Below are 19,814 nucleotides of genomic sequence, written 5' to 3' on the forward strand. Positions count from 1 at the left end.
TTTATAGCACAGAAACGCAGCGAACAGGAGAAACGCGCATGGGACCCTTCCCGCATGACGCCCCACAGGCCAAGATCAGCCCCGAAAACCCCGCCGGTACCGACGGGTTCGAATTCGTCGAATTTGCCCATCCCGACCCCGAAGAACTGCGCGCGCTGTTCACCCGCATGGGCTATGCGCGCGTCGCCAAGCACAAGACAAAGAATGTCGAACTATGGCAGCAGGGTGATATCACCTATATCCTGAACGACGAACCGAACAGCTTTGCCAGCAACTTCGTCACGGAACATGGCCCCTGCGCCCCTGCGATGGGATGGCGCGTGGTCGATGCGCAGCACGCCTATGATCATGCCGTGGCGCAGGGTGCGGAACCTTATGATGGCGACGATAAAACGCTGGACTGGCCCGCGATCAAGGGTATCGGCGGGTCGCTGATCTATTTCACCGACCAATATCACGATACCTCGCCCTATAACGAAGAATTCGACTGGCTGTGCCCGTCGAAACCCGAAGGCGTCGGGTTCTACTACCTCGATCACCTGACCCATAACGTGTTCAAGGGCAACATGGACAAGTGGTTCCAATTCTACGGTAAACTGTTCAATTTCCACGAAATCCGCTTTTTCGATATCGAAGGCAAATTCACCGGGTTGTTTTCCCGCGCCCTGACCTCGCCCTGCGGCCGTATCCGCATCCCGATCAACGAAGATCGCGGCGAAACCGGCCAGATCGTCAGCTATCTGAAGAAATACAAGGGCGAAGGCATTCAACATATCGCAGTCGGGTCCAACGATATCTATGGATCGACCGATGCGATTGCCGCAAATGGCGTCCAATTCATGCCCGGCCCGAACGAAGCCTATTACGAATTGTCGAAAACCCGTGTCGTCGATCATGACGAACCGATCGACCGGATGATGAAACACGGCATCCTGATCGACGGCGAAGGCGTGGTTGATGGCGGCGAAACCCGGATCCTATTGCAGATCTTCTCGAAAACCGTGATCGGGCCGATCTTCTTTGAATTCATTCAACGCAAGGGCGATGACGGCTTCGGCGAAGGTAATTTCAAGGCCTTGTTCGAATCCATCGAACGCGAACAGATCGAAAACGGCGAAATCGAAGCCGCCGAATAATCGGTTGCCGGATCGTGCAAAGCCCTGCTTCGGCAGGGCTTTTTCGCGGTCGGGCTAAGGTGTGCCGTGCCCGACCGTTCATTTCTTGCTGGTTTCCGATGCCCTACTTCTCTGGCAACGTGATCAGATAGGCGAGCACATCCGCCGCTATATCGCCGCCGAAGGCCCGCAGGTTCGCCATCTCGACACCCGGGTGTGCGCTCAGTATCTTGTGAAGCACTTCGTCGGGGGCTGCTGCGGCTTCGGTTCCGACATAGGCGTGGTCGTCCCCTTCGCCCCAGTCAAGCCGTTTGCCGTCAAACCCGTGGCACGCCGCACAAACCGTCTGAAATACACCACGTCCGACCGTCGCGTCACCTGCAATCACAGCCCGGTTCGACAGGTCGATATACTTTGACACGTCGACCTGTCCACGGGTCACAAACGCGGTGATCCGTGGCATCTCGTCGTCGCTGATCATGTCCGGGGTGTAGCCATGCACGGACGACCGCAGCAGCGCGGCAATGGCCGGTTCGGGCATGCCGATGGCCCCTTCGATGCCCTTGATCCCGGTGAAATGGCTGCCATCGCGGTAGATGCCAGCGGCGCCGCGATAGTCCCAGCCGTGGCATTCCTTGCAGCGCCATGTGGTGCTGCCCGATTGTTTGGAACTGGCGGGATAGGCCGGATGGGTGCTTTCGGGCAGTTCGCGATCCAGAGCATCGGCCCAGTTGTCATAAATCCGGCCACCCGCAGCCAGCAACCAAGGTTCCGAGATCGTTTCAGGCGACCCATGGACAAATTCCTGAGCATCCTCACCATGAGAATAATCACGATCTTCGTCGTCAGCGAATACCATCGAGGCAGAAAGACTTACTACCAAGCCGATTAAAAAAAATAGATTTCCATTCCGTGAATGCGTCATCTTTTCCTCCCAAAAAAGCTGCATAGGAATGTTCGCGCGGTTTAGTTCGAAAAGCGTAGCACAGTTGGAACCGATCAAGGGAAATAATCTATCAGCGGGTTGGGGGCGTGCGGGGTATTGACGCCAGCGCAGGCACCGTAACAGCGGCAAGAACGCTCCCTCGCGTTCCCAAATGACATAGGCGCAGTGCTGCGGCTGCAGTTCATCTCGGCCTGTGCGCCATCATGAAGCGCGCTCAAGCTCTATACCGGCGACAACCGCCGCGAAAAACAACCGCCAAGGCTTTGATAGCAGAATGCTTGGGCGCCCATCGCGCCCAAGCTTGTCGAAGTGGCTGAATGCCCCGTTTCAATCGATGGTGAACGTTCCAATGCTACATACATCAAAGTTCTTTTCCGTAAGCTGATCCCCATCGTCGAAGGTCACAAGGAAATCGAATTTGCAGTAACCGGTGCCGTCATCAAAGTTGATGTCGACCTTCTGGCCATGTTCCAGAACGTCGTTGCCAAGAATATCTTCTTCCCAGGAATTGGCGCCTACATTCGACCCCTGGAATTCAACGATCGTATACCCGGAATTGTTGACAATGGTGACTTTGCGGTTGGCGGCTTGGCTCGATGTCGCGCCCATTTGCGCAACGACAAGTGCGATAGCTGCGATAAGTTTGGTCTTCATAAGCGTCTTCTCTCCTGGAGCCCGCCGACGCCCCAAAGACGCCAGTCAAAATGGCTGCATGCCGGCAAATTACAGGCGATCATGGATTTGCATAGAGGAAATAGAAGTTAAGCCCAAAAATGAGATGACGACGGCGAAACGACAGCGCTAAATGCTGGTAAAATACTGATTCGAAAGACAATAGCCGTGTCGCATCACCGAGACGTCCCGCCAAGCCATGATGCTGCCCGTTTGGTTGCGGACCCGTTGTTTTGGCGGGCTCTGTCAAAGCAGACCCAAGACCTTTTGACGGTGCATTCCACGATTCCAGCCGAGGTGCATTACCTCGCTGATATTCGCCGTTGGATGATGATCCAGGTGGCAATTGGACTACATCTCGAACACCGGCGCGACCCGACATGCCCACAGCTGACACCCAAATCCCTGTTTGCCGCGCTTGACGGTACCGGCGTCGCAAGCCGCAACACCGTGCAGGCGTTTTTGCGCGAATTGACACGTGTACAGCTTGTTGATTCCGTAGCGCCCAAGACCATCCGGCAACGCGCGCCAAAGGTATCTGAGAAAAGCGAAAAGTTGATGCAGGTCTATATCGACATCCACCTGCACGCGCTTGATACGATTGACGGGGCGGATCGCAGGGCCTTCTTACAGCGAAACCCTTCGTTTCTGTTCTTCGTGCAGCCGGAATTCGCCAAACGCATATGCCGATCCGCAGCATGGTATGATCCGCCGGAAACCATCCGATGCTTTACCAATAGCACCTCAGGCAGCAGCATTTTGCATGATCTGGTGCTTGCGACGCAGGCGCTCCGTGTCGATGTCGATGACAGGGTCTGGGTCGGCACGGTTTCGGCCGCAGGTTTGGCGCAACGCTATCAGGTTTCTCCAGCGCATGTCGCAAGGATGCTGAGTCGCGCCAGTGAACTTGGCGCAATCGGCTGGTCCCACGCCGGTCGGCGCGGAGATTGCTGGCTCTCGGCGCCGCTTTGCAAATCTTATCTGCTTTGGCAGGCTGAAAAGCTTTCCATCCTGTCCTATGCCTTCAAAGACGCGGTCCGGTCCTTTGTTGACAATGCCGCCCCCCGCGCAATGGCGCGAGAGACACAAGGCACAGCCAAAATCGCCACAGATGTCAGTTAGGGTTTAACGCCTACGAATGACGGCGACGGGCGGGGCGGGGGATCGCCAATCTCGTGCCCGATATCCGCAGACGAAAACGGAAGGCCGTGTGCACCCCCAACAAACCCGAACAGATCGAAAAAACCAGCCTCGAAACCATCGCATAGATGGTCCCTGAAACGAACAAAGCCCCGCTTCGGCGGGGCTTTGTCTTTCGGGTAGGCAAATTCGCGATCAGACCTTCAAAGGGGTGTCGCTCCGCTGCCATTCAAGGGGTTTGAACACGGCATCAACCGGTGTTTCCGCAACATGATTGATGTAGTTCGACATGGTTTTCTGAGCCAGCCCCAAGATCACATCAAGCACGGCCCGGTGGCCATAGCCGGCATCAAAGAACGCCTGCATCTGGGCCTCTGAAACATTGCCGCGTTCGCGCACCATCTGAACGGTGAATGTCCGCAGCGCTTCAAGCTTAGCAGTGGGCAGCGGCGCTTCGTTGCGCAGCGCCTCGGTCAGCGCGTCAGAGACTTTCATCATTTTTGCGATGCCGGTATGGGCCGGAACGCAGTAATGGCAGCCGTGTTCCACATTGATCGCCTGCCAGACAACGGTCAGCTCCTCCGCATCAAAATCCGTTTCCGTGAACAGCTTGTGAAGGGTTTGGTAGCCCTCATATGCCTGCGGGCTTTCGGCCAGAACTTTGTGCAGGCCGGGAAGGCGGCCAAAGGCCTTTTGTGATTTTTCCAACAGGGGTTTCGACGCTTCCGGGGATGTGTCCAGATCGTGTGAGGGGAAGTTCAGCATTTTGGGTGTCTTTCATAAACTGCGTATATTCACTCTTTAGGCTTTCTTGAGCGATCACTCAAGTATATAGTTGAGCAATCACTCAAGAAAGATGGTGACCCAATGTCCCGCAAGCCGAACTATGACCGTAATGAATTGATTGACCGCTCGCGCGACCTGTTTTGGCGGCAGGGTTGGGCGGGTACGTCTTTGAAAGACCTCGAATCCGTTTTGCAGATGAAACCGGGCAGCTTCTACGCGGCCTTTGGATCAAAGGATGCCTTGTTCGAACTCGCGATGGAAAAATATGCCATCGATGGCCTTGAACGGCTCGGCAAACTGGCGCGCGACCATGGCCCGATCAAGGCGCTGCAACGCTTTCCCCGGATGGCGATCGAAAACGAAGACGCCCCGGCCAAGGCGTGCATGCTCTCCAAGACCCTGCTCGAACTTCAGGCGCACAACCACCCGTTGGCGCAAAAAGCAAACCTGCATCTTCTGAAAATGGAAAGCCGTTTTGCAGACTTGTTTGAACAGGCGCAATCCAGCGGCGACATTGACAGCGCCCACGACCCCAAGCGGCTTGCCCGCCGGTATCAATCCGACCTTTTGGGGCTGCGCGTCTCTGCGGAACGCGAAGGCGTCGACGCAATGGCAATCGCCGCAGAGCTCGCGGAGGGTTTGACCAGACTTTGACCCCCCATGCGCTCGGGCGACCGGGCAGGGGAGGACCGGGGCGCTGCCGCCCATACGTGCCCTGGCGCGGTTCAGATCATGGTGGCGCGATCTGGACATTGGCGGTGGTCTGTTCTGACGGCGGCTTTGCGCAGGGAGTGAACTTTGCAAAGTCGTGTCATCTACCGAAAGCGGTCGTTCATTCCGATGTCTTCGACTGCATCGAACGCTTCTATATCCCGAAGCGTCGACATTCGAAGCTGGGCTATCTAAGCCCGGTGGCACTCGAGGCCCGAGCTACCGAAACCTAATCTAGTATCCGCGGAACCGCCAGCAGGACAAGCGCCGGAGACATTCATTTCGGTAGATCAAATCCGACCCCGCATTGGCATCTAATCTGGATCACTCGCCGGGGTCAGCTCAAGTCTTCCGAAACAAGCACAGAAGCTACTCCGTCTAGAACGCTCCGATGGGAGGGGATGTAGTGGGGCGCCAAGGCAATGAAGGCCAAAGCCCAAGGTTTGTAGTTGTTGCCTTCAGGGTTGAAGTAGCGATCCGCGGGCAGATCCAATAGCTCAGGCGCCTTCTCCCGCACCACCGAGTTCTTGCGGCCGTCGGCTAGTCTCTCATCTTCAAAGCGGGAAATGTCATTTTCCTTCTGCCCTGATTGCGCTTCACCTTCCTCTGGCGTGAGAAAACTGCGTGGCAGGTGGGCTTGTTTTACTTTTGAGGGGCTTTCATCTTTGAATGCCATGAATACGAGCAAAGGCGCATCCAGCGGGCGGTCCGCGTAGCAGCGCAGAGCGACCTCGACCTTCAGCAGTATTCGCTTCGTCTTGCGCATAGATAAGCCACACTCGACCGCGAGTATGCTCGCCAATTCCGCGGCACGATCCACCGAAAACGCTTCATTCTCGCCGTACGGAATCTTCAAGGGTAAATCACAGGCCAACTCGTAAACAGCCGTCTTGAACGCCTCAGGTTCTGGATCAAGTTTCAGTCGGATGTCGACGAACTTGTCGAGGTATTTTTCGTCTTCCTTCGCAACCCCGAACCGGTGCCTCGCAAGGCTCTCCAAGTAGTCCGCATTCACCATCAAGCAGAAGACGAAGCCGGACTGGCCGAAGATGAGTTTCGTCGCTTCCAAGAAGGAAATCGCATATTCAGGGTGGCAGCGATCAAGCTCGTCGATGATCACCACAACGCGCTCATTCTCGGCGCCTTCGACGAGCGCTGCCCGTAGAACTTCAAGCTGTTCGGGAAGTTCAGTTTTTCGAACTCTTTCAGCGGCCATCTGCGAAGCGATGAGTTGCCCCGCTACTTTCGACATCTCGCTGCCAACGTCCTTGATGACACCATCTAGCGCGTCAAAATCTTCTAGCTGGTCGATGGCGCTGTCGGTTATCGCTTCAAAGACTTCGTCTGCGCCAGACTTAAGCATGGCGCGGGTGAGTGCCCGTGCGCCGATGGCTCCAACTTTCCTAGCGGATTCCAGCGCTTTCTTACCCTTGCCTTTTTCGCCTTTCGGCAGCGCGTCCACGAGCGCGCCGAGCAGCGTAATGACAGGGTCGCCGGAGTGATCAGACTGCTGCACGTCGACTTCAACGACAACTTCGCCCGCGCTCTTGAGCTGTTTTGCCCAAGCTTTGCGGAAGAAGGTCTTGCCACGACCGAACCCGGCTTCGATCGAAATCACCTTTTCCGTGTCAATCGACTGAACGAGATTCGTGAAGGCATGGCCTATCTCTTCATAACCTAGTCGGTCGTTTTCCCAAGCGTCTTCCGCAGATGTGTCCTTCAAAACAAGACCCCTCAATAATCCGTCAAGCACAGTAGCAACTACGAGAGAATCATGAAAGGGTGACTAGTGGAAGAGAAGCAAGCCATCAATTAGCTGAAGGTCTGCTGTTACCTCGATGATAGTTCGCATTGAATGGCTAGTTTGGGGCTGACAGCAGTCATTCGCGGCTTGCCCTATAAGCAGCAGCTTTAAGTCCCCAAGTCCCCGTTCTCCCCCAACGGGGCAATCTGTACTCTTTCCCGCTGCAAATTGTACAAATGCCCTCAAACTTCTATGCGTCAGGCCGGTTGGGATCGGGCCTCTGTCAGCGCCTCGGGCAGCGCGGCGGCGAACCGTTTCAGGTCTTCGGGACGTCCGGCGCTGACCCGGATACAGCGGTTTTGCGGGGCCACGAACGGCATCCGCACGAACACCCCCCGCGTCACCAGCCCGTCCAGCACCGCCTTGGCAAACGCCCCGTCAGCGCCGCAATCCACCGCCACGAAATTGGTCGCCGAAGACAGCGCAACCAATCCGTTTTGCGCCGCGATCCGGGCGATTTCCGTCCGTCCGGCCGCCACGTTGGCACAGGTCTGCGCCAACCAATCGGGGTCGTTCAACGCCGCCAAAGCGCCGATCTGGGCGCTGCGATTCATCCCGAAATGATTGCGGATCTTGTTGAAGCTGGTGATCAGGTCCGCCGCCCCCAAAGCATAGCCGACACGCGCCCCGGCCAGCCCGTAAGCCTTTGAAAAGGTGCGCATCCTGATCAGGCGCGGGTCTTCTATATCCAGCTCGACAGCGGTGCCTTCGGGGGCGAATTCGACATAGGCCTCGTCCAGCACCAACAGGCACCCTGCGGGCAATTTGTCCATCGCCTTGACGATGTCCGCGCCTTTGTGCCAGCTGCCCATCGGGTTGTCGGGATTGGCCAGGTAAACGATCTTGGCCCCGACCTCCGCCGCCTTGGCAAACAGGGCGTCGGGGTCTTCGTTGTCGCCTTTGTAAGCCACCTTGTGCAGCACCCCGCCAAAGCCCGCGACATGGTAATTGAAGGTCGGATAGGCACCGTCCGACGTCACCACCGTGTCGCCGACCTCCACCAGCATCCGCGCCAGATACCCCAGCAACCCATCGATGCCTTCACCCACGACGATGTTTTCCACCCCAATCCCACGCCCCGCCGCCAACGCCCCGCGCAGATCATGACTTTCCGGATCGCCATACATCCACAAATCCGCCGCAGCGGATCGGATCGCCTCGACCGCCTTGGGCGAAGGACCAAAGACGTTTTCATTCGCCCCCAGCCGTGCCAGAAAAGGCCGCCCCATCGCGCGTTCCTGCGCTTCGGGGCCGACAAAGGGAACGGTTGCGGGCAGACTGTTCGTCAGTTTGGTGTAGCATGGTTTTGTCATGCTGCCAGATAAACCAAAGCATCCCGGCGGGGCAAGCACGCCGTGCGTGCCCCAACGTCTTTGTGGATTTCAGCGCCGGAACCCCGATACTGGCCACAAAGCCAGAGGAGACCTTCAGATGAGCCGCGTCAGCGTTGAAATCGAAAACCACATTGCCCGGGTGACCCTGACCCGTGGTGACAAGATGAATGCCCTTGATCCCGCCATGGTCGAAGCGCTGATCGCCGCGGGCGAGGCACTGATCGGCAATGACGACATCCGCGCTGTGGTGCTGTCGGGCGAAGGGGCCGCGTTCTGCGCCGGGCTTGATGTGGCCAGCTTCGGAGCGCTTGCAGGTGGCGACGTGGAAGAACGGGTGATGACCCGCACCCATGGGCTTGCCAATCAATATCAGCGGGTTTCTCTGGTCTGGCGCGACGTGCCTGTGCCGGTGATTGCGGCGTTGCATGGCGTCACCTTCGGTGGCGGTATGCAGATTGCGCTGGGGGCGGATATCCGCATTGCCCATCCCGACACCCGGTTGTCGATCATGGAAATGAAATGGGGGCTGGTGCCCGATATGGGCGGTATGGTGCTGTTGCCACAGTTGATGCGTTCAGACGTGCTGCGTCGGCTGACTTATACAAACGATCAGGTCCCGGCCGCCGAAGCGCAAATGCTGGGGCTGGTGACGGAATTGAACGCGGATCCCAAAGCCGCTGCTCTTGCTTTGGCCGAACAGATCGCTGGCAAAAGCCCCTCTGCCATCCGCGCAGCCAAACGGTTGATCGCAGTGGCCGAAAGCGGGACCTCCGAGGCCGAAATCCTGCTGGCCGAAAGCCGCGAACAAACCGATCTGATTGGCAAGCCGCATCAGATGGAAGTGATCGCTGCCAATATGCAAAAACGCGCCCCGGTTTTCGACTAACCTCAGGCGGATTGATGTCAGCCGCTCCGTGTCGGTCAAATGGTGGCGTATCGTAGGATGGGGCTGTGGCCTGCAAGTTGGCGATGCTCATAACATAAAAAAGAAGGCACGTTTTAAACGTGCCTTCCTGATACCTGACAGAGGGTCGGTTGCGATCAGCCCAGTTCGGCCAGCCGTGCCAAAGCCGCCTTCAGCTTGGCTTCTTCCTCTTCCCGCGCAGCCAGGTTGGCGCGGGTTTCTTCGACCACATCTTCCGGTGCGCTTGCGGCAAAATTCGGGTTGTTCAGCCGTCCGCGCAGCCCGCCCAATTCCTTGCCCAGCTTGCCCAGCGTCTTTTCCAACCGCGCCTTTTCCTCACCGATATCGATGATGTCGGCCAATGGCAGCCCAAAGGAACCGCCTTCGACTGCCACGGTGATGCAACCTTTGGGGAACTCCGCCACTTCGGTCAGGCTGTCGATCCGCGCCAACCGCTTGATCAGAACCTCGTTGCGCGCCCATGCCGCCTTGCCTGCGTCGTCAAGCGCCGACACCAGCATCGGAACATGCAGACCGGCTGGCACATGCATCTGGGCCCGGGCTGATCGGACTTCCTCGATCAGCGAAATCACCCAGTTCATTTCCCGGTCGGCCGCCGCGTCGACCAGATCGGCGGATTTGTAGCCCGGCCAATCAGCATGGACCAGCATCTTAGCCCGATCCCCGGTGGCGCCCCATAGTTCCTCGGTGATGAAGGGCATGATCGGGTGCAGCAGGATCAGGCACTGATCTAGCACCCAGCCCATCACCTTTTGCGTTTCGGCTTTGTCGGCATTTTCTTCGCCCTGCAACAGCGGTTTGGAAAATTCCACATACCAGTCACAGACCTTGCCCCAGACAAAGGCGTAAAGCGCCTGTGCGGCGTCGTTGAAACGGTAAGCCTCCAGCGCCGCATCGACCTCTTCGCGGACCTTGGCAACTTCGCCGATGATCCATTTGTTCACCGTGGCCGTTGCGGCTGGCACCTCTGCTACCGGGGCGCCGGCCTCGTAAACGCCGTTCATTTCTGCGAACCGGGTGGCGTTCCAGATCTTAGTGCCGAAATTTCGGTAACCCGCGATCCGCTGCATATCGAGCTTCAGCACACCGCCCAAGGACGCCATCGTGGCATTGGTAAACCGCAGCGCGTCAGCACCGTACTCATCGATGATGTCCAACGGATCGACCACGTTGCCGGTCGATTTCGACATCTTCTTGCCCTTGGCGTCGCGTACCAGCCCGTGCAGATACACGGTATCGAACGGGATCTCATCGACCACCGCCAACTGCATCATCATCATTCGGGCGACCCAGAAAAACAGGATGTCCTGCCCGGTGATCAACACATTGGTAGGGAAATAGCGCTGCAACGCTTCGGTCTGTTCCGGCCAACCCAGCGTGCCAATCGGCCACAGGCCGGAACTGAACCAAGTGTCCAGAACGTCCGGGTCGCGCCAGACCGGATAGACCAGCTTGGTCGGGTCCTGATCTACCGCATACTGCGCCAGGCTTTCGGCCAGCGCGTGAACGGCGGCATTCTTGTCTGCGACCTCGATCACGGAGGCATGGTTCAGCGGGGCCGGAATATCGGCATTGTCGTCGTTGAACTTCTCCACCACACCGGCGAAATCTGCGGCGCAGTGATGCACGTCGCCCGCATGCAGCATCCCCCCCGCGTTCAGCAGACGGCCCATTTCGACCAGGTCCAGATCGCCATCACCTTCATCGTCTTTGAAATCCGGCGCGCTCAGGTCCAGCCCGTACCAGACCGGGATCTGGTGGCCCCACCACAATTGCCGCGAAATGCACCAAGGTTCGATGTTTTCCAACCAGTGATAATAGGTCTTTTCACCGCTTTCGGGCAGGATCTTGACGCTGCCATCGCGCACCTTGTCCAGCGCCGGTCCGACGATCTTGTCGGTCTCCACGAACCACTGATCGGTCAGCATTGGTTCGATCACAACCTTGGACCTATCGCCAAAGGGCTGCATGATCGGCTTGCTTTCGACAAAGGGCACTTCCTGACCTTCCTCGTCCAGCACTGTCACGGCAAGATCCGCGTCGTTGATATCCTCGATCACCGCCTTGCGGGCGTCAAAGCGATCCATGCCTCGGTATTTTTCCGGCACCAGGTTTAGCGTATCCACTTCGATTTCGCTGGTCTCCGACCCGGCCGCGATCTCGCGGGCTCGCTTGACGGCTTCCTCATAGGGCAGGCCATCATCGCGCATCGCGCCCTTGGTATCCATCAGTCGGTACATCGGCAGCTTGCCGCGCTTGGCGACCTGATAGTCGTTGAAATCATGCGCGCCGGTGATCTTCACCGCACCGGATCCGAAATCGGGATCGGGATAGCTATCGGTGATGATCGGGATCAACCGGTCACACAGCGGCAGATGCACCATCTTGCCGACGATCGGGGCATAGCGTTCGTCATCGGGGTGTACCGCGACGGCACCGTCGCCCAACATGGTTTCAGGCCGGGTGGTGGCGATCGAGATGTAATCGCGGGTTTCGCGCAGCACCACTTTGCCGTCTTCGTCCTTTTCGACATAGTCATAGGTTTCACCATCGGCCAGACGGTATTTGAAATGCCACATATGGCCGTTCACTTCGACATTTTCGACTTCCAGATCGGAAATCGCGGTTTCGAAATGCGGGTCCCAGTTGACCAGACGCTTGCCGCGATAGATCAACCCCTTGCGGTACATTTCGACGAAGACCTTGATCACGGCGTCGTGGAAATTGCCATCTTCCCCTGCCGGTGCGCCTTCGGCACCGGACATGGTGAAAGCGTTGCGCGACCAATCACAAGACGCGCCAAGGCGCTTCAATTGCTCGACGATTGTGCCGCCCGATTGCGCTTTCCATTCCCAGACTTTTTCGAGGAAGGCGTCGCGCCCAAGTTCGGCACGCGACGGCAGTTGTGCCTTGGCCAGTTCGCGTTCGACAACCATCTGGGTGGCGATGCCGGCATGGTCCTGACCCGGTTGCCACAGCGTATCGTACCCCTGCATCCGCTTCCATCGGATCAAAATGTCCTGCAGCGTGTTATTGAAGGCATGCCCCATATGCAAAACGCCGGTGACATTGGGTGGCGGGATCATGATGCAGAAGCTCGACGCCCCCGGTTTTGCATTGGCCCCGGCGCTAAAGCAGCCCGCCTTTTCCCAAGCCGCGTAAAGGCGGCTTTCTGCTTCGGCCGCATTGAAGGTTTTTTCCATCGCCATGATCCCAGAACTCGCGTAAAATATCGTTCTCTCCCGTCTACCGAACTGGACCGGAAAGGAAAAGCCGTTATCAGACAGGGCGCATTTGCGGTGTGGGCGGGTTTGTCTCGTCTCCGGCCTTTGCCTGCGCCAATTGTCTTCTTGCCGTCATTCTTGAGATGTCATCCGCGCGCCAGCCCGCAGCAGGGGCAAGGGGATGAAACAGCCCTTGAGCAGGCTAACACAATCCGTTTGCCAACATTGCCAAGGGGCCTGTGCAAACAGATTGTCCTTAATATGCCCTCAAGACGGTTCCGGCCTCTTTACTACCGCTGCCCATCTCTGCTGTCCCCCGTCTTGCCATGTACCGAAGCCAGATGGCATTCGGCCAATCGTCTGGCGGTTCTGGCAAAGCTGGGGTCCCGCGAATGCTGGGCGGCAACGATGGCACCGTCAACAAGGACGGCAAGACTGCGCGCGGTTTCAGTAACATCGGGTATCTTCATTTCCATGGCTTGTGCCTTGAGCCAGGTAAGAAGGTATTCCTTGTGCAGATCGGCCGCGCGGCGGACCGCGTCATTGCCGGTATCGAATTCGGCGACGGCATTGATGAACGGGCAGCCATAGAATCCCGGATCGGAAAACCATTCTTCCAGCACGTCAAACACCGCCAACAGGCGGGTTTGCGCCGGACCGTCGATTTCGGCCAGTCGGCCGAAGAACCAACTGCGCCAAGTTTCCCCTTCAGCTTCGAGGACAGCCGAGATCAAGTCTTCTTTCGAACGAAAGTGATTATAAAGCGTCGCCTTTGCAGTGCCCGCCCGCGACAGGATGGAATCGATCCCAGTGGCGGCAAAGCCGTGATTGCAGAACAGGTGGGACGCCGCGCTCATGATCTTGTCGCGCGCGGATGTCGCTGGCAGGGCGGCAAAGCTCCAGCCGGAAGTGTCCCGCAGGCAAATGTCGTTCAGTCCATCATCCATTTCGGCGGCCCTTCGTGAAACACCACGCAAATCTCAAAAGGCACCCGGAAAACTAACAGCCTGCGCTGTAACAAGGCGCCTCTTGTAAAATGTTTTCCATATATAAGGCGATAAATCAAGACAGATTGGTCTTCTTCTTGAAGGTCCTTTTTAGGAATCGGGCTGCTGGTGAATCTACCGACTCTCCCTTGTGTCTTCCGGGAATTTTCGGTCGGGTGAGAGGTGGAAACGCGAAAATGAGTCATTTTACGCCCGAATACGGGCGGTCTAGCTCAATTTTCGCCAAAATATTACTCAAACCAAGTTTGTCGCCCATTTGGCAGGTCGAAAGATTGACGGGGGCAAATGGATTCGCCGTAATTAGACAGAACGGTATGTTCAGTGCTGCTTGATTGACGTGAGTGAAAGGGGACGAAATGATCGTGACGCGATTAAACGAGACGGCCGCAGATCCTGCGGCAATTGCCCCCGCAGAGCGCATCGTGAAACCCATCCGGGGCTCGCATGTCGCCATTCGTGCGCTTTCACATGCTTACCGGCGTTCAGATGGGCTTGTCCTGAAAGACATGGATTTCGAAATCCAACAAGGCGAGGTTGTCGCACTTCTCGGCCGATCAGGATGTGGCAAGTCAACGCTGTTGCACATGATGGCGGGGCTGACCTTGCCCAGTCAGGGCGAGGTCGTGATCAATGGTAACACCTTGCGGGCCCCGTCGCCGAAATGGGTCATGATGTTTCAGGCCCCGTCGCTTTATCCTTGGATGACGGTGGCCCAGAACGCGGCACTTGGCCTGCGATTTTCGCGGCGCAGCGATGAAATCGCTCAGCGCGTCCCAGAAGTGCTTGGACTGGTCGATCTTGCCAGTTTTGCAGATCGTAATGCGCAGGAATTGTCCGGTGGCCAGCAACAGCGCGTAGCCCTGGCCCGATCGCTCGCCCCGAGCCCGGAAATGCTGCTTCTGGATGAACCGTTTTCGGCGCTTGATGCCTTCACGCGCCGCGCTTTGCAAAAAGACGTGCGTAAGATTGCCAAGACCCTCGGCCTTACCTTGGTCATCGTGACCCATGATGTGGGCGAAGCGGTGCGTATGGCCGACCGTGTTCTGGTGCTCGAAGCCAATCCAGGACGCATCGCCGAAGACACCCAGATCGCCCTGACCGAGGACGAGCGCAGCGGCGGGTCCGAGCCATTCCAGAACGAACATTCCCGCCTTATGGGCATTTATTCCGATGTCGCCGACATGAGCGATGTCCCCACCGAAAACGATTTCGCGCAGCTTTAAGAGGACCGAAAGACCTATGACCGATCCCCATCACAAGAAGACCTGTTCGCACCAGCATGAACACGGGCATGAACTCGACCTCCACGGTGCCTGCTGCGGCGGCGAAACCGACTTCGATCCTGGCCGTCGTTCGGCGCTGGATCTTCTGGCCAAGGGCGGCATGGCTGCGATGCTGGCCGGTATGACCGGGGCGCTGCCGCAGATGGCACAAGCCCAAGATGATGACGTGCTGCGCATCGGATATCTGCCGATTACCGACGCGACTCCGCTATTGGTGGCCCATGCCAAAGGGTATTTCGAAGAAGAAGGTGTCAAGGCCGAAAAACCGACGCTGATCCGCGGCTGGTCGCCGCTGATCGAAGGCTTCGCGGCGGGCAAGTTCAACCTGGTGCACTTCCTCAAACCGATCCCGGTCTGGATGCGCTACAACAACAACTTCCCGGTCAAGGTGATGGCCTGGGCTCATACCAACGGGTCGGCCTTGGTGGTGGGGCGTCATACCGATATTGCCGATTTCGCCGGTCTAGGCGGTAAACAGGTGGCGGTTCCGTTCTGGTATTCGATGCACAATATCGTGCTGCAATACGCGCTGCGCGCCGCCGGGATCAAGCCGGTGATCAAGGCGCAGGGTGAAGCGATTGCCCCCGACGAATGCAACCTGCAGGTCCTGCCTCCGCCCGAAATGCCGCCCGCTTTGGCCGCCAAGAAGATCGACGCCTATATCGTGGCCGAACCGTTCAACGCCTTGGGCGAATTGAAGGCCGGGGCCCGGATGCTGCGGTTTACCGGCGATATCTGGAAAAATCATCCCTGCTGTGTGGTCTGCATGAACGAAGAGACCACCAAGGCGAAACCGGAATGGACCCAAGGCGTGATGAACGCGGTGGTCAAGGCGTCGATCTATGCGTCGCAAAACAAGGAAGAAGTGGCAGAACTGCTTTCCAAGGACGGGGCAGGATACCTGCCAGCCCCCGCTGCGGTGGTGAAGCGTGCGATGACGCTTTACGCCGACAATCCCGACTATATCGAATCCGGCGCGATCAAGAACGAAGGCGAATTCCTCAACGGCCGGATCGATTTCCAGCCTTGGCCCTATCCTTCGGCGACCAAGCTGATCGTCGGGGCAATGAACAAGACAGTGGTGTCGGGCGATACGACTTTCTTAGACGGGCTGGACCCTGAATTCGTGGCCAATGACTTGGTCGATTACAACTTCGTCAAGAACGCGCTGGAAAAATACCCCGAGTGGAAAAGCGATCCTTCGGTCAGCGGTGGCGATCCCTATACCCGTACCGAGATCCTGAAACTATGAGCACGCTGGCCGATATTCCCATGCGGTTCAGCCTACCCGGGCTGGGCCGTGCCCGGGGGGTGGTGAATGCCGCTCTCGGCATCGGTATTCTGCTGGCCCTTTGGTGGGGCGGCGGCTGGGTCGTCGCCAACAACGATGATCTGTTCGCTTTCGCCGATTTTGCCCCGGCACCGACACTGACGCGGCTGTGGGAAATGATCGTGACCGGCGAGGTGGTGAGCATGTCTGGCCCGTCGCTGATGCGGGTTGGGTTGGGTCTGCTCTATGCGGCGGCAATCGGGGTGCCGGTGGGGATCACCATCGGGCGGATGAAGCGGGTGAATGAAGTGGCCAACATGCCGTTTCAATTCCTGCGGATGATTTCACCGCTCGCCTGGATGCCGATCGCTGTAATGGCGTTCAAGACCTGGGATGGTGCGATCATCTTCCTGATCACTATGGCCGCCGTCTGGCCGATTCTGTTTTCCACCGCCGGTGGGGTGCGCCGGATCGACCCGGCTTGGCTCAAGGTGGCGCGGAACTTGGGCGCTAATCCGATCCACATGCTCTTCGTGGTGATCCTGCCGGCGATCGCGGTCGATGTCCTGTCAGGGATCCGGCTGGCGCTTGGTGTGGCTTGGGTGGTGTTGGTGCCGGCCGAATATCTCGGGGTGACCTCGGGCCTTGGCTACGCGATCAACGATGCCCGCGACACGCTCGACTATGCCCAGCTTGGGGCCGTGGTGGTGGTGATCGGTGTCATTGGCTTCATGCTCGACTGGCTTTGCATGATGGCAATCAAGAAATTCAACTGGCTGCGCGAAGATCACTGACGCGCCTCCAAAAGACGAGACCAAATATCTGACTACCAAAGGAGAATTCAGATGTCCGAACCTGCAACCGCACTCACTGGCTGCCTTGCTCCCGACGCGGGTCTCGACCCGATCGACAAATCCGGGTTGGAAGGGTTGATCGCAAAGGGCAAGGAAAATCCCCAGGCGATCAAAACGCTGAAATGTAAAACCGTTGCCGAGGGCCGTTTCCGCCACGCCAACTATATCCGAAACCTTGAACCCTATATCGTCGACGAACCGCCAGCGTTGCTGGGCGACGACACTGCGCCGAACCCGTCCGAGGCTTCTCTGGCCGCTCTGGGGTCCTGTGTTGCGGTTGGTCTGCACGCCAACGCTGTTGCCCGCGGTATCACCGTGCAATCGCTGGAACTGGAATTGGAAGGTGATCTGAACATCACTGCCGTCTGGGGCACCGGCGATGTATCGGCAAAGCCGGTTGGTTTCACCGATGTGCGCATCAAAGTCGACATGAAAGCCGACTGCCCGCAGGAAGAAATCGACGCTTTGGTCAACCACGTGATCCAGTGGTCGCCAGTGTTCAACACCTTCTCGCGGCCGGTGAACATGATCGCCGAAACCGTCTGACCCAAACCTTGTCCCTCGGTCGCGCGAAGCCGGGGGGCAGGGCCACCACCTCCACCTCTCTTTTCCGATGCCTGCCCAGGAGCTCTGCCATGAATATCGCGACACCCTTAAACGCAATCCAGATGGACGAAATCGAACGGATTTCGTGTCAAACCCTCGCCCCGATGGCGCGCAAAATCGACGAAGAACGCATTTATCCCGAAGAGATCATGCGCGCCATGGGCGCTGCCGGGGCCTATGGCACCCATATTGGCGGGACTGAAGCGGGTACGGACCTGTCCGATGCCATCTTGTCGATGGCCAAGGCGTCCGAAACCTGTCTGTCCACCGGTTTTTGCATGTGGTGTCAGGATACGCTGGCCTGGTACATCGCGAGTTCAGACAATGATTGGCTCAAGTCCAACATTCTGCCCAAGGTTGCCACCGGCGAAGTGTTGGGCGGGACCGGCATGTCCAACCCAATGAAATCCATCGCCGAAATCGAACCGCTGCGCCTCAAAGGCAAGCGCGTCGAGGGCGGCTATTCGGTGAAAGGGCTGCTGCCTTGGGTGTCAAACCTGTCCGAAGACGGCTGGTTCGGCATCATGTTCTCGGTCGAGGACGGCGATCAGCTCAAGACCGTGATGGCCATTGCCCACGCGGACGAATCCAAGGGCGTCAGGCTCAAACTTGACCACGAATTCGTTGCGATGGGTGGGACGGCCACTGCCAACATCCAGTTCCGCGATGTCTTCATTCCCGACGAACAGGTGGTCGGCGACCCGGCCCCGGCTTTCATTCAGCGCATCCGTGGCGGCTTCGTTCTGCTGCAATGCGGTATGGCCGCTGGCATGATCAAAAGTGCGATCGACCAGATGGAGCAGGTCAAAGGCCCGCTTGGACATGTGAACAAGTTTCTCGACAAGCAGCCGGAGGATTTCCAGGCCGAATATGACGCCCTTGTCGCCGACGTGCTGGAAATGTCGAAGACGCCTTATGACCTAAGCCCGGAATTCTGGAAGCGCGTGCTCGAAGCGCGCCTCAAGGGCGGCGAATTGGCTATGGAGGCGGCCCATTACGCTATGCTGCATTGCGGCGCGCGCGGCTATGTCAGCCACGGCGCAGCGCAACGCCGCATGCGCGAAGCCTATTTTGTCGGCATCGTGACCCCGGCGACTAAGCACCTGCGCAAGATGCTGGCCGAACTGGGCTGAGACGAATTTTCGAGGGAGGAGAGCGAATTGTCCGTGGCGCACCTGCCGTGCCACGGGGCCTGAGAACGATTGTCAGTATTTTTCTCCAACAGGGACCAAGAAAAGGAAACAAGCCTATGACTACAGCACTCGTCTCCCCCGAAGACCTCAAGCTCATGATTGATGGCGACGTTGCCGTCGTGATCGACACCCGTGACCCCGAAAGCTATGCCGCTGGCCACATCCCCGGCGCGGTGAACATGCACGACATCTTCACCTTCCTGGCCACCTCCGATGCTTCGGGCATGGCCGCACTGAAAGAAAAATTCGCCGCTGAATTCGGTGCGGCGGGGCTCGACGGCGAAAAGACCGCCGTGATCTACGAAGCCTCGATGGACACCGGCTTTGGTCAATCGTGCCGCGGGTTCTATCTGCTCAGCTTCCTTGGTTATCCCAAGGTGAAGGTCCTGCATGGCGGTTTCGCGGCCTGGGCTGCCGATGGCATGCCGGTGTCGACCGAAACAGTGGCTCCTGCATCCGCCGGGTTCGACATCGACGAAGCGGCCGCGTCGATCATGATGGATGTCGAAGACATGAAAGCGGCCATCGAAGACGACAGCGCCGTCATCCTTGATGTGCGTGACATCGACGAGTGGATCGCCACCTCCTCGTCACCCTACGGCGTTGACTTCTGTCCGCGCAAGGGGCGCATTCCCGGTGCCGTCTGGATCGAATGGTACCGGATGATGAAGCCCACCGCGCATGGGTCGATGTTGAAATCGAAAGACGAAGTGCTGGCCGAATGCGCCACCGTGGGCATCACCCCCGACACGCCGGTGAAAATCTACTGTTTCAAGGGTGCGCGGGCATCGAACACCTTTCTCGCGCTGAAAGAAGCCGGGGTGAAGGACGTGTCGATCTATTTCGGATCATGGAACGAATGGTCGCGCGATCCGTCCCTGCCGATCGAGGAAGGTCTGCCGTTCGGCGCCTGATTCACCAAGATTTCTAACTCACTAAATGGA

The 19,814-nt window shown here is 57.9% G+C and carries 17 protein-coding genes; 10 read left to right on the forward strand and 7 right to left on the reverse strand.

The genetic code is table 11. The features are described from left to right. Positions 1 to 38: 38 nt before the first annotated feature. Entirely contained in the window at positions 39 to 1,136 is a 1,098-nt protein-coding gene (hppD, locus tag TG4357_RS04485) for a 4-hydroxyphenylpyruvate dioxygenase (RefSeq protein ID WP_058261686.1), read from the forward strand. Between the two features lie 103 nt (positions 1,137 to 1,239). Here the strand turns inward: hppD and TG4357_RS04490 are convergent, their stop codons facing one another. Continuing rightward, positions 1,240 to 1,974: a c-type cytochrome gene (locus TG4357_RS04490; protein ID WP_139193669.1), complete on the reverse strand. Its 735-nt coding sequence runs from the start codon at positions 1,972 to 1,974 to the stop codon at positions 1,240 to 1,242. Between the two features lie 414 nt (positions 1,975 to 2,388). Then, the gene (locus tag TG4357_RS04495; RefSeq protein WP_058261688.1) at positions 2,389 to 2,715 is read right to left on the reverse strand and encodes a hypothetical protein; all 327 of its coding nucleotides are present in this window, start codon (positions 2,713 to 2,715) and stop codon (positions 2,389 to 2,391) included. Between the two features lie 186 nt (positions 2,716 to 2,901). Between TG4357_RS04495 and TG4357_RS04500 the strand changes: the two genes are divergently transcribed. Further along, the gene (locus TG4357_RS04500; protein WP_074647051.1) at positions 2,902 to 3,855 is read left to right on the forward strand and encodes a hypothetical protein; all 954 of its coding nucleotides are present in this window, start codon (positions 2,902 to 2,904) and stop codon (positions 3,853 to 3,855) included. A 213-nt stretch (positions 3,856 to 4,068) separates the two neighbouring features. On the opposite strand, the gene TG4357_RS04505 is transcribed toward TG4357_RS04500, so the two are convergent. Beyond that, positions 4,069 to 4,638 carry a carboxymuconolactone decarboxylase family protein gene (locus TG4357_RS04505; protein WP_175473942.1) on the reverse strand — a complete coding sequence of 190 codons (570 nt, stop codon included), beginning with the start codon at positions 4,636 to 4,638 and terminating at the stop codon, positions 4,069 to 4,071. Between the two features lie 102 nt (positions 4,639 to 4,740). Here TG4357_RS04505 and TG4357_RS04510 point away from each other — a divergent pair, with 102 nt between their 5' ends. Further along, positions 4,741 to 5,313, forward strand: a complete 573-nt coding sequence (locus TG4357_RS04510; RefSeq protein ID WP_058261690.1) for a TetR/AcrR family transcriptional regulator — start codon at positions 4,741 to 4,743, stop codon at positions 5,311 to 5,313. 394 nt (positions 5,314 to 5,707) lie between these two features. Here the strand turns inward: TG4357_RS04510 and TG4357_RS04515 are convergent, their stop codons facing one another. Then, positions 5,708 to 7,093: a KAP family P-loop NTPase fold protein gene (locus tag TG4357_RS04515; protein ID WP_058261691.1), complete on the reverse strand. Its 1,386-nt coding sequence runs from the start codon at positions 7,091 to 7,093 to the stop codon at positions 5,708 to 5,710. A gap of 278 nt (positions 7,094 to 7,371) precedes the next feature. Beyond that, a complete protein-coding gene (locus TG4357_RS04520; RefSeq protein ID WP_058261692.1) occupies positions 7,372 to 8,487 on the reverse strand; it encodes a pyridoxal phosphate-dependent aminotransferase in 1,116 nt (371 codons plus the stop codon). Positions 8,488 to 8,605: 118 nt separating this feature from the next. Between TG4357_RS04520 and TG4357_RS04525 the strand changes: the two genes are divergently transcribed. Further along, complete coding sequence (locus tag TG4357_RS04525) at positions 8,606 to 9,394, forward strand: crotonase/enoyl-CoA hydratase family protein (RefSeq protein WP_058261693.1); 789 nt, start codon at positions 8,606 to 8,608, stop codon at positions 9,392 to 9,394. Between the two features lie 155 nt (positions 9,395 to 9,549). On the opposite strand, the gene TG4357_RS04530 is transcribed toward TG4357_RS04525, so the two are convergent. Then, positions 9,550 to 12,642: a valine--tRNA ligase gene (locus tag TG4357_RS04530; protein ID WP_058261694.1), complete on the reverse strand. Its 3,093-nt coding sequence runs from the start codon at positions 12,640 to 12,642 to the stop codon at positions 9,550 to 9,552. Between the two features lie 305 nt (positions 12,643 to 12,947). Further along, the gene (locus TG4357_RS04535) at positions 12,948 to 13,604 is read right to left on the reverse strand and encodes a TetR/AcrR family transcriptional regulator (RefSeq protein ID WP_058261695.1); all 657 of its coding nucleotides are present in this window, start codon (positions 13,602 to 13,604) and stop codon (positions 12,948 to 12,950) included. A 416-nt stretch (positions 13,605 to 14,020) separates the two neighbouring features. Between TG4357_RS04535 and TG4357_RS04540 the strand changes: the two genes are divergently transcribed. The 6 genes from TG4357_RS04540 (at position 14,021) to TG4357_RS04565 (ending at position 19,784) form a co-directional block, all read left to right on the forward strand. Then, positions 14,021 to 14,887, forward strand: a complete 867-nt coding sequence (locus tag TG4357_RS04540; RefSeq protein ID WP_058261696.1) for an ABC transporter ATP-binding protein — start codon at positions 14,021 to 14,023, stop codon at positions 14,885 to 14,887. 16 nt (positions 14,888 to 14,903) lie between these two features. Continuing rightward, complete coding sequence (locus TG4357_RS04545) at positions 14,904 to 16,199, forward strand: ABC transporter substrate-binding protein (RefSeq protein ID WP_082644073.1); 1,296 nt, start codon at positions 14,904 to 14,906, stop codon at positions 16,197 to 16,199. Continuing rightward, on the forward strand, positions 16,196 to 17,011 hold the full coding sequence (locus tag TG4357_RS04550) for an ABC transporter permease (protein WP_058261697.1): 816 nt from the start codon (positions 16,196 to 16,198) through the stop codon (positions 17,009 to 17,011). Before TG4357_RS04545 ends, TG4357_RS04550 begins: the two co-directional genes overlap by 4 nt. Positions 17,012 to 17,062: 51 nt before the next feature. Beyond that, the gene (locus tag TG4357_RS04555) at positions 17,063 to 17,617 is read left to right on the forward strand and encodes an OsmC family protein (protein WP_058261698.1); all 555 of its coding nucleotides are present in this window, start codon (positions 17,063 to 17,065) and stop codon (positions 17,615 to 17,617) included. Between the two features lie 89 nt (positions 17,618 to 17,706). Beyond that, on the forward strand, positions 17,707 to 18,810 hold the full coding sequence (locus TG4357_RS04560; protein WP_058261699.1) for an acyl-CoA dehydrogenase family protein: 1,104 nt from the start codon (positions 17,707 to 17,709) through the stop codon (positions 18,808 to 18,810). A gap of 116 nt (positions 18,811 to 18,926) precedes the next feature. Next, positions 18,927 to 19,784: a sulfurtransferase gene (locus TG4357_RS04565; RefSeq protein ID WP_058261700.1), complete on the forward strand. Its 858-nt coding sequence runs from the start codon at positions 18,927 to 18,929 to the stop codon at positions 19,782 to 19,784. Positions 19,785 to 19,814: the final 30 nt, after the last annotated feature.

Source organism: Thalassovita gelatinovora, from assembly GCF_001458355.1.
GTDB classification, from domain to species: domain Bacteria; phylum Pseudomonadota; class Alphaproteobacteria; order Rhodobacterales; family Rhodobacteraceae; genus Thalassobius; species Thalassobius gelatinovorus.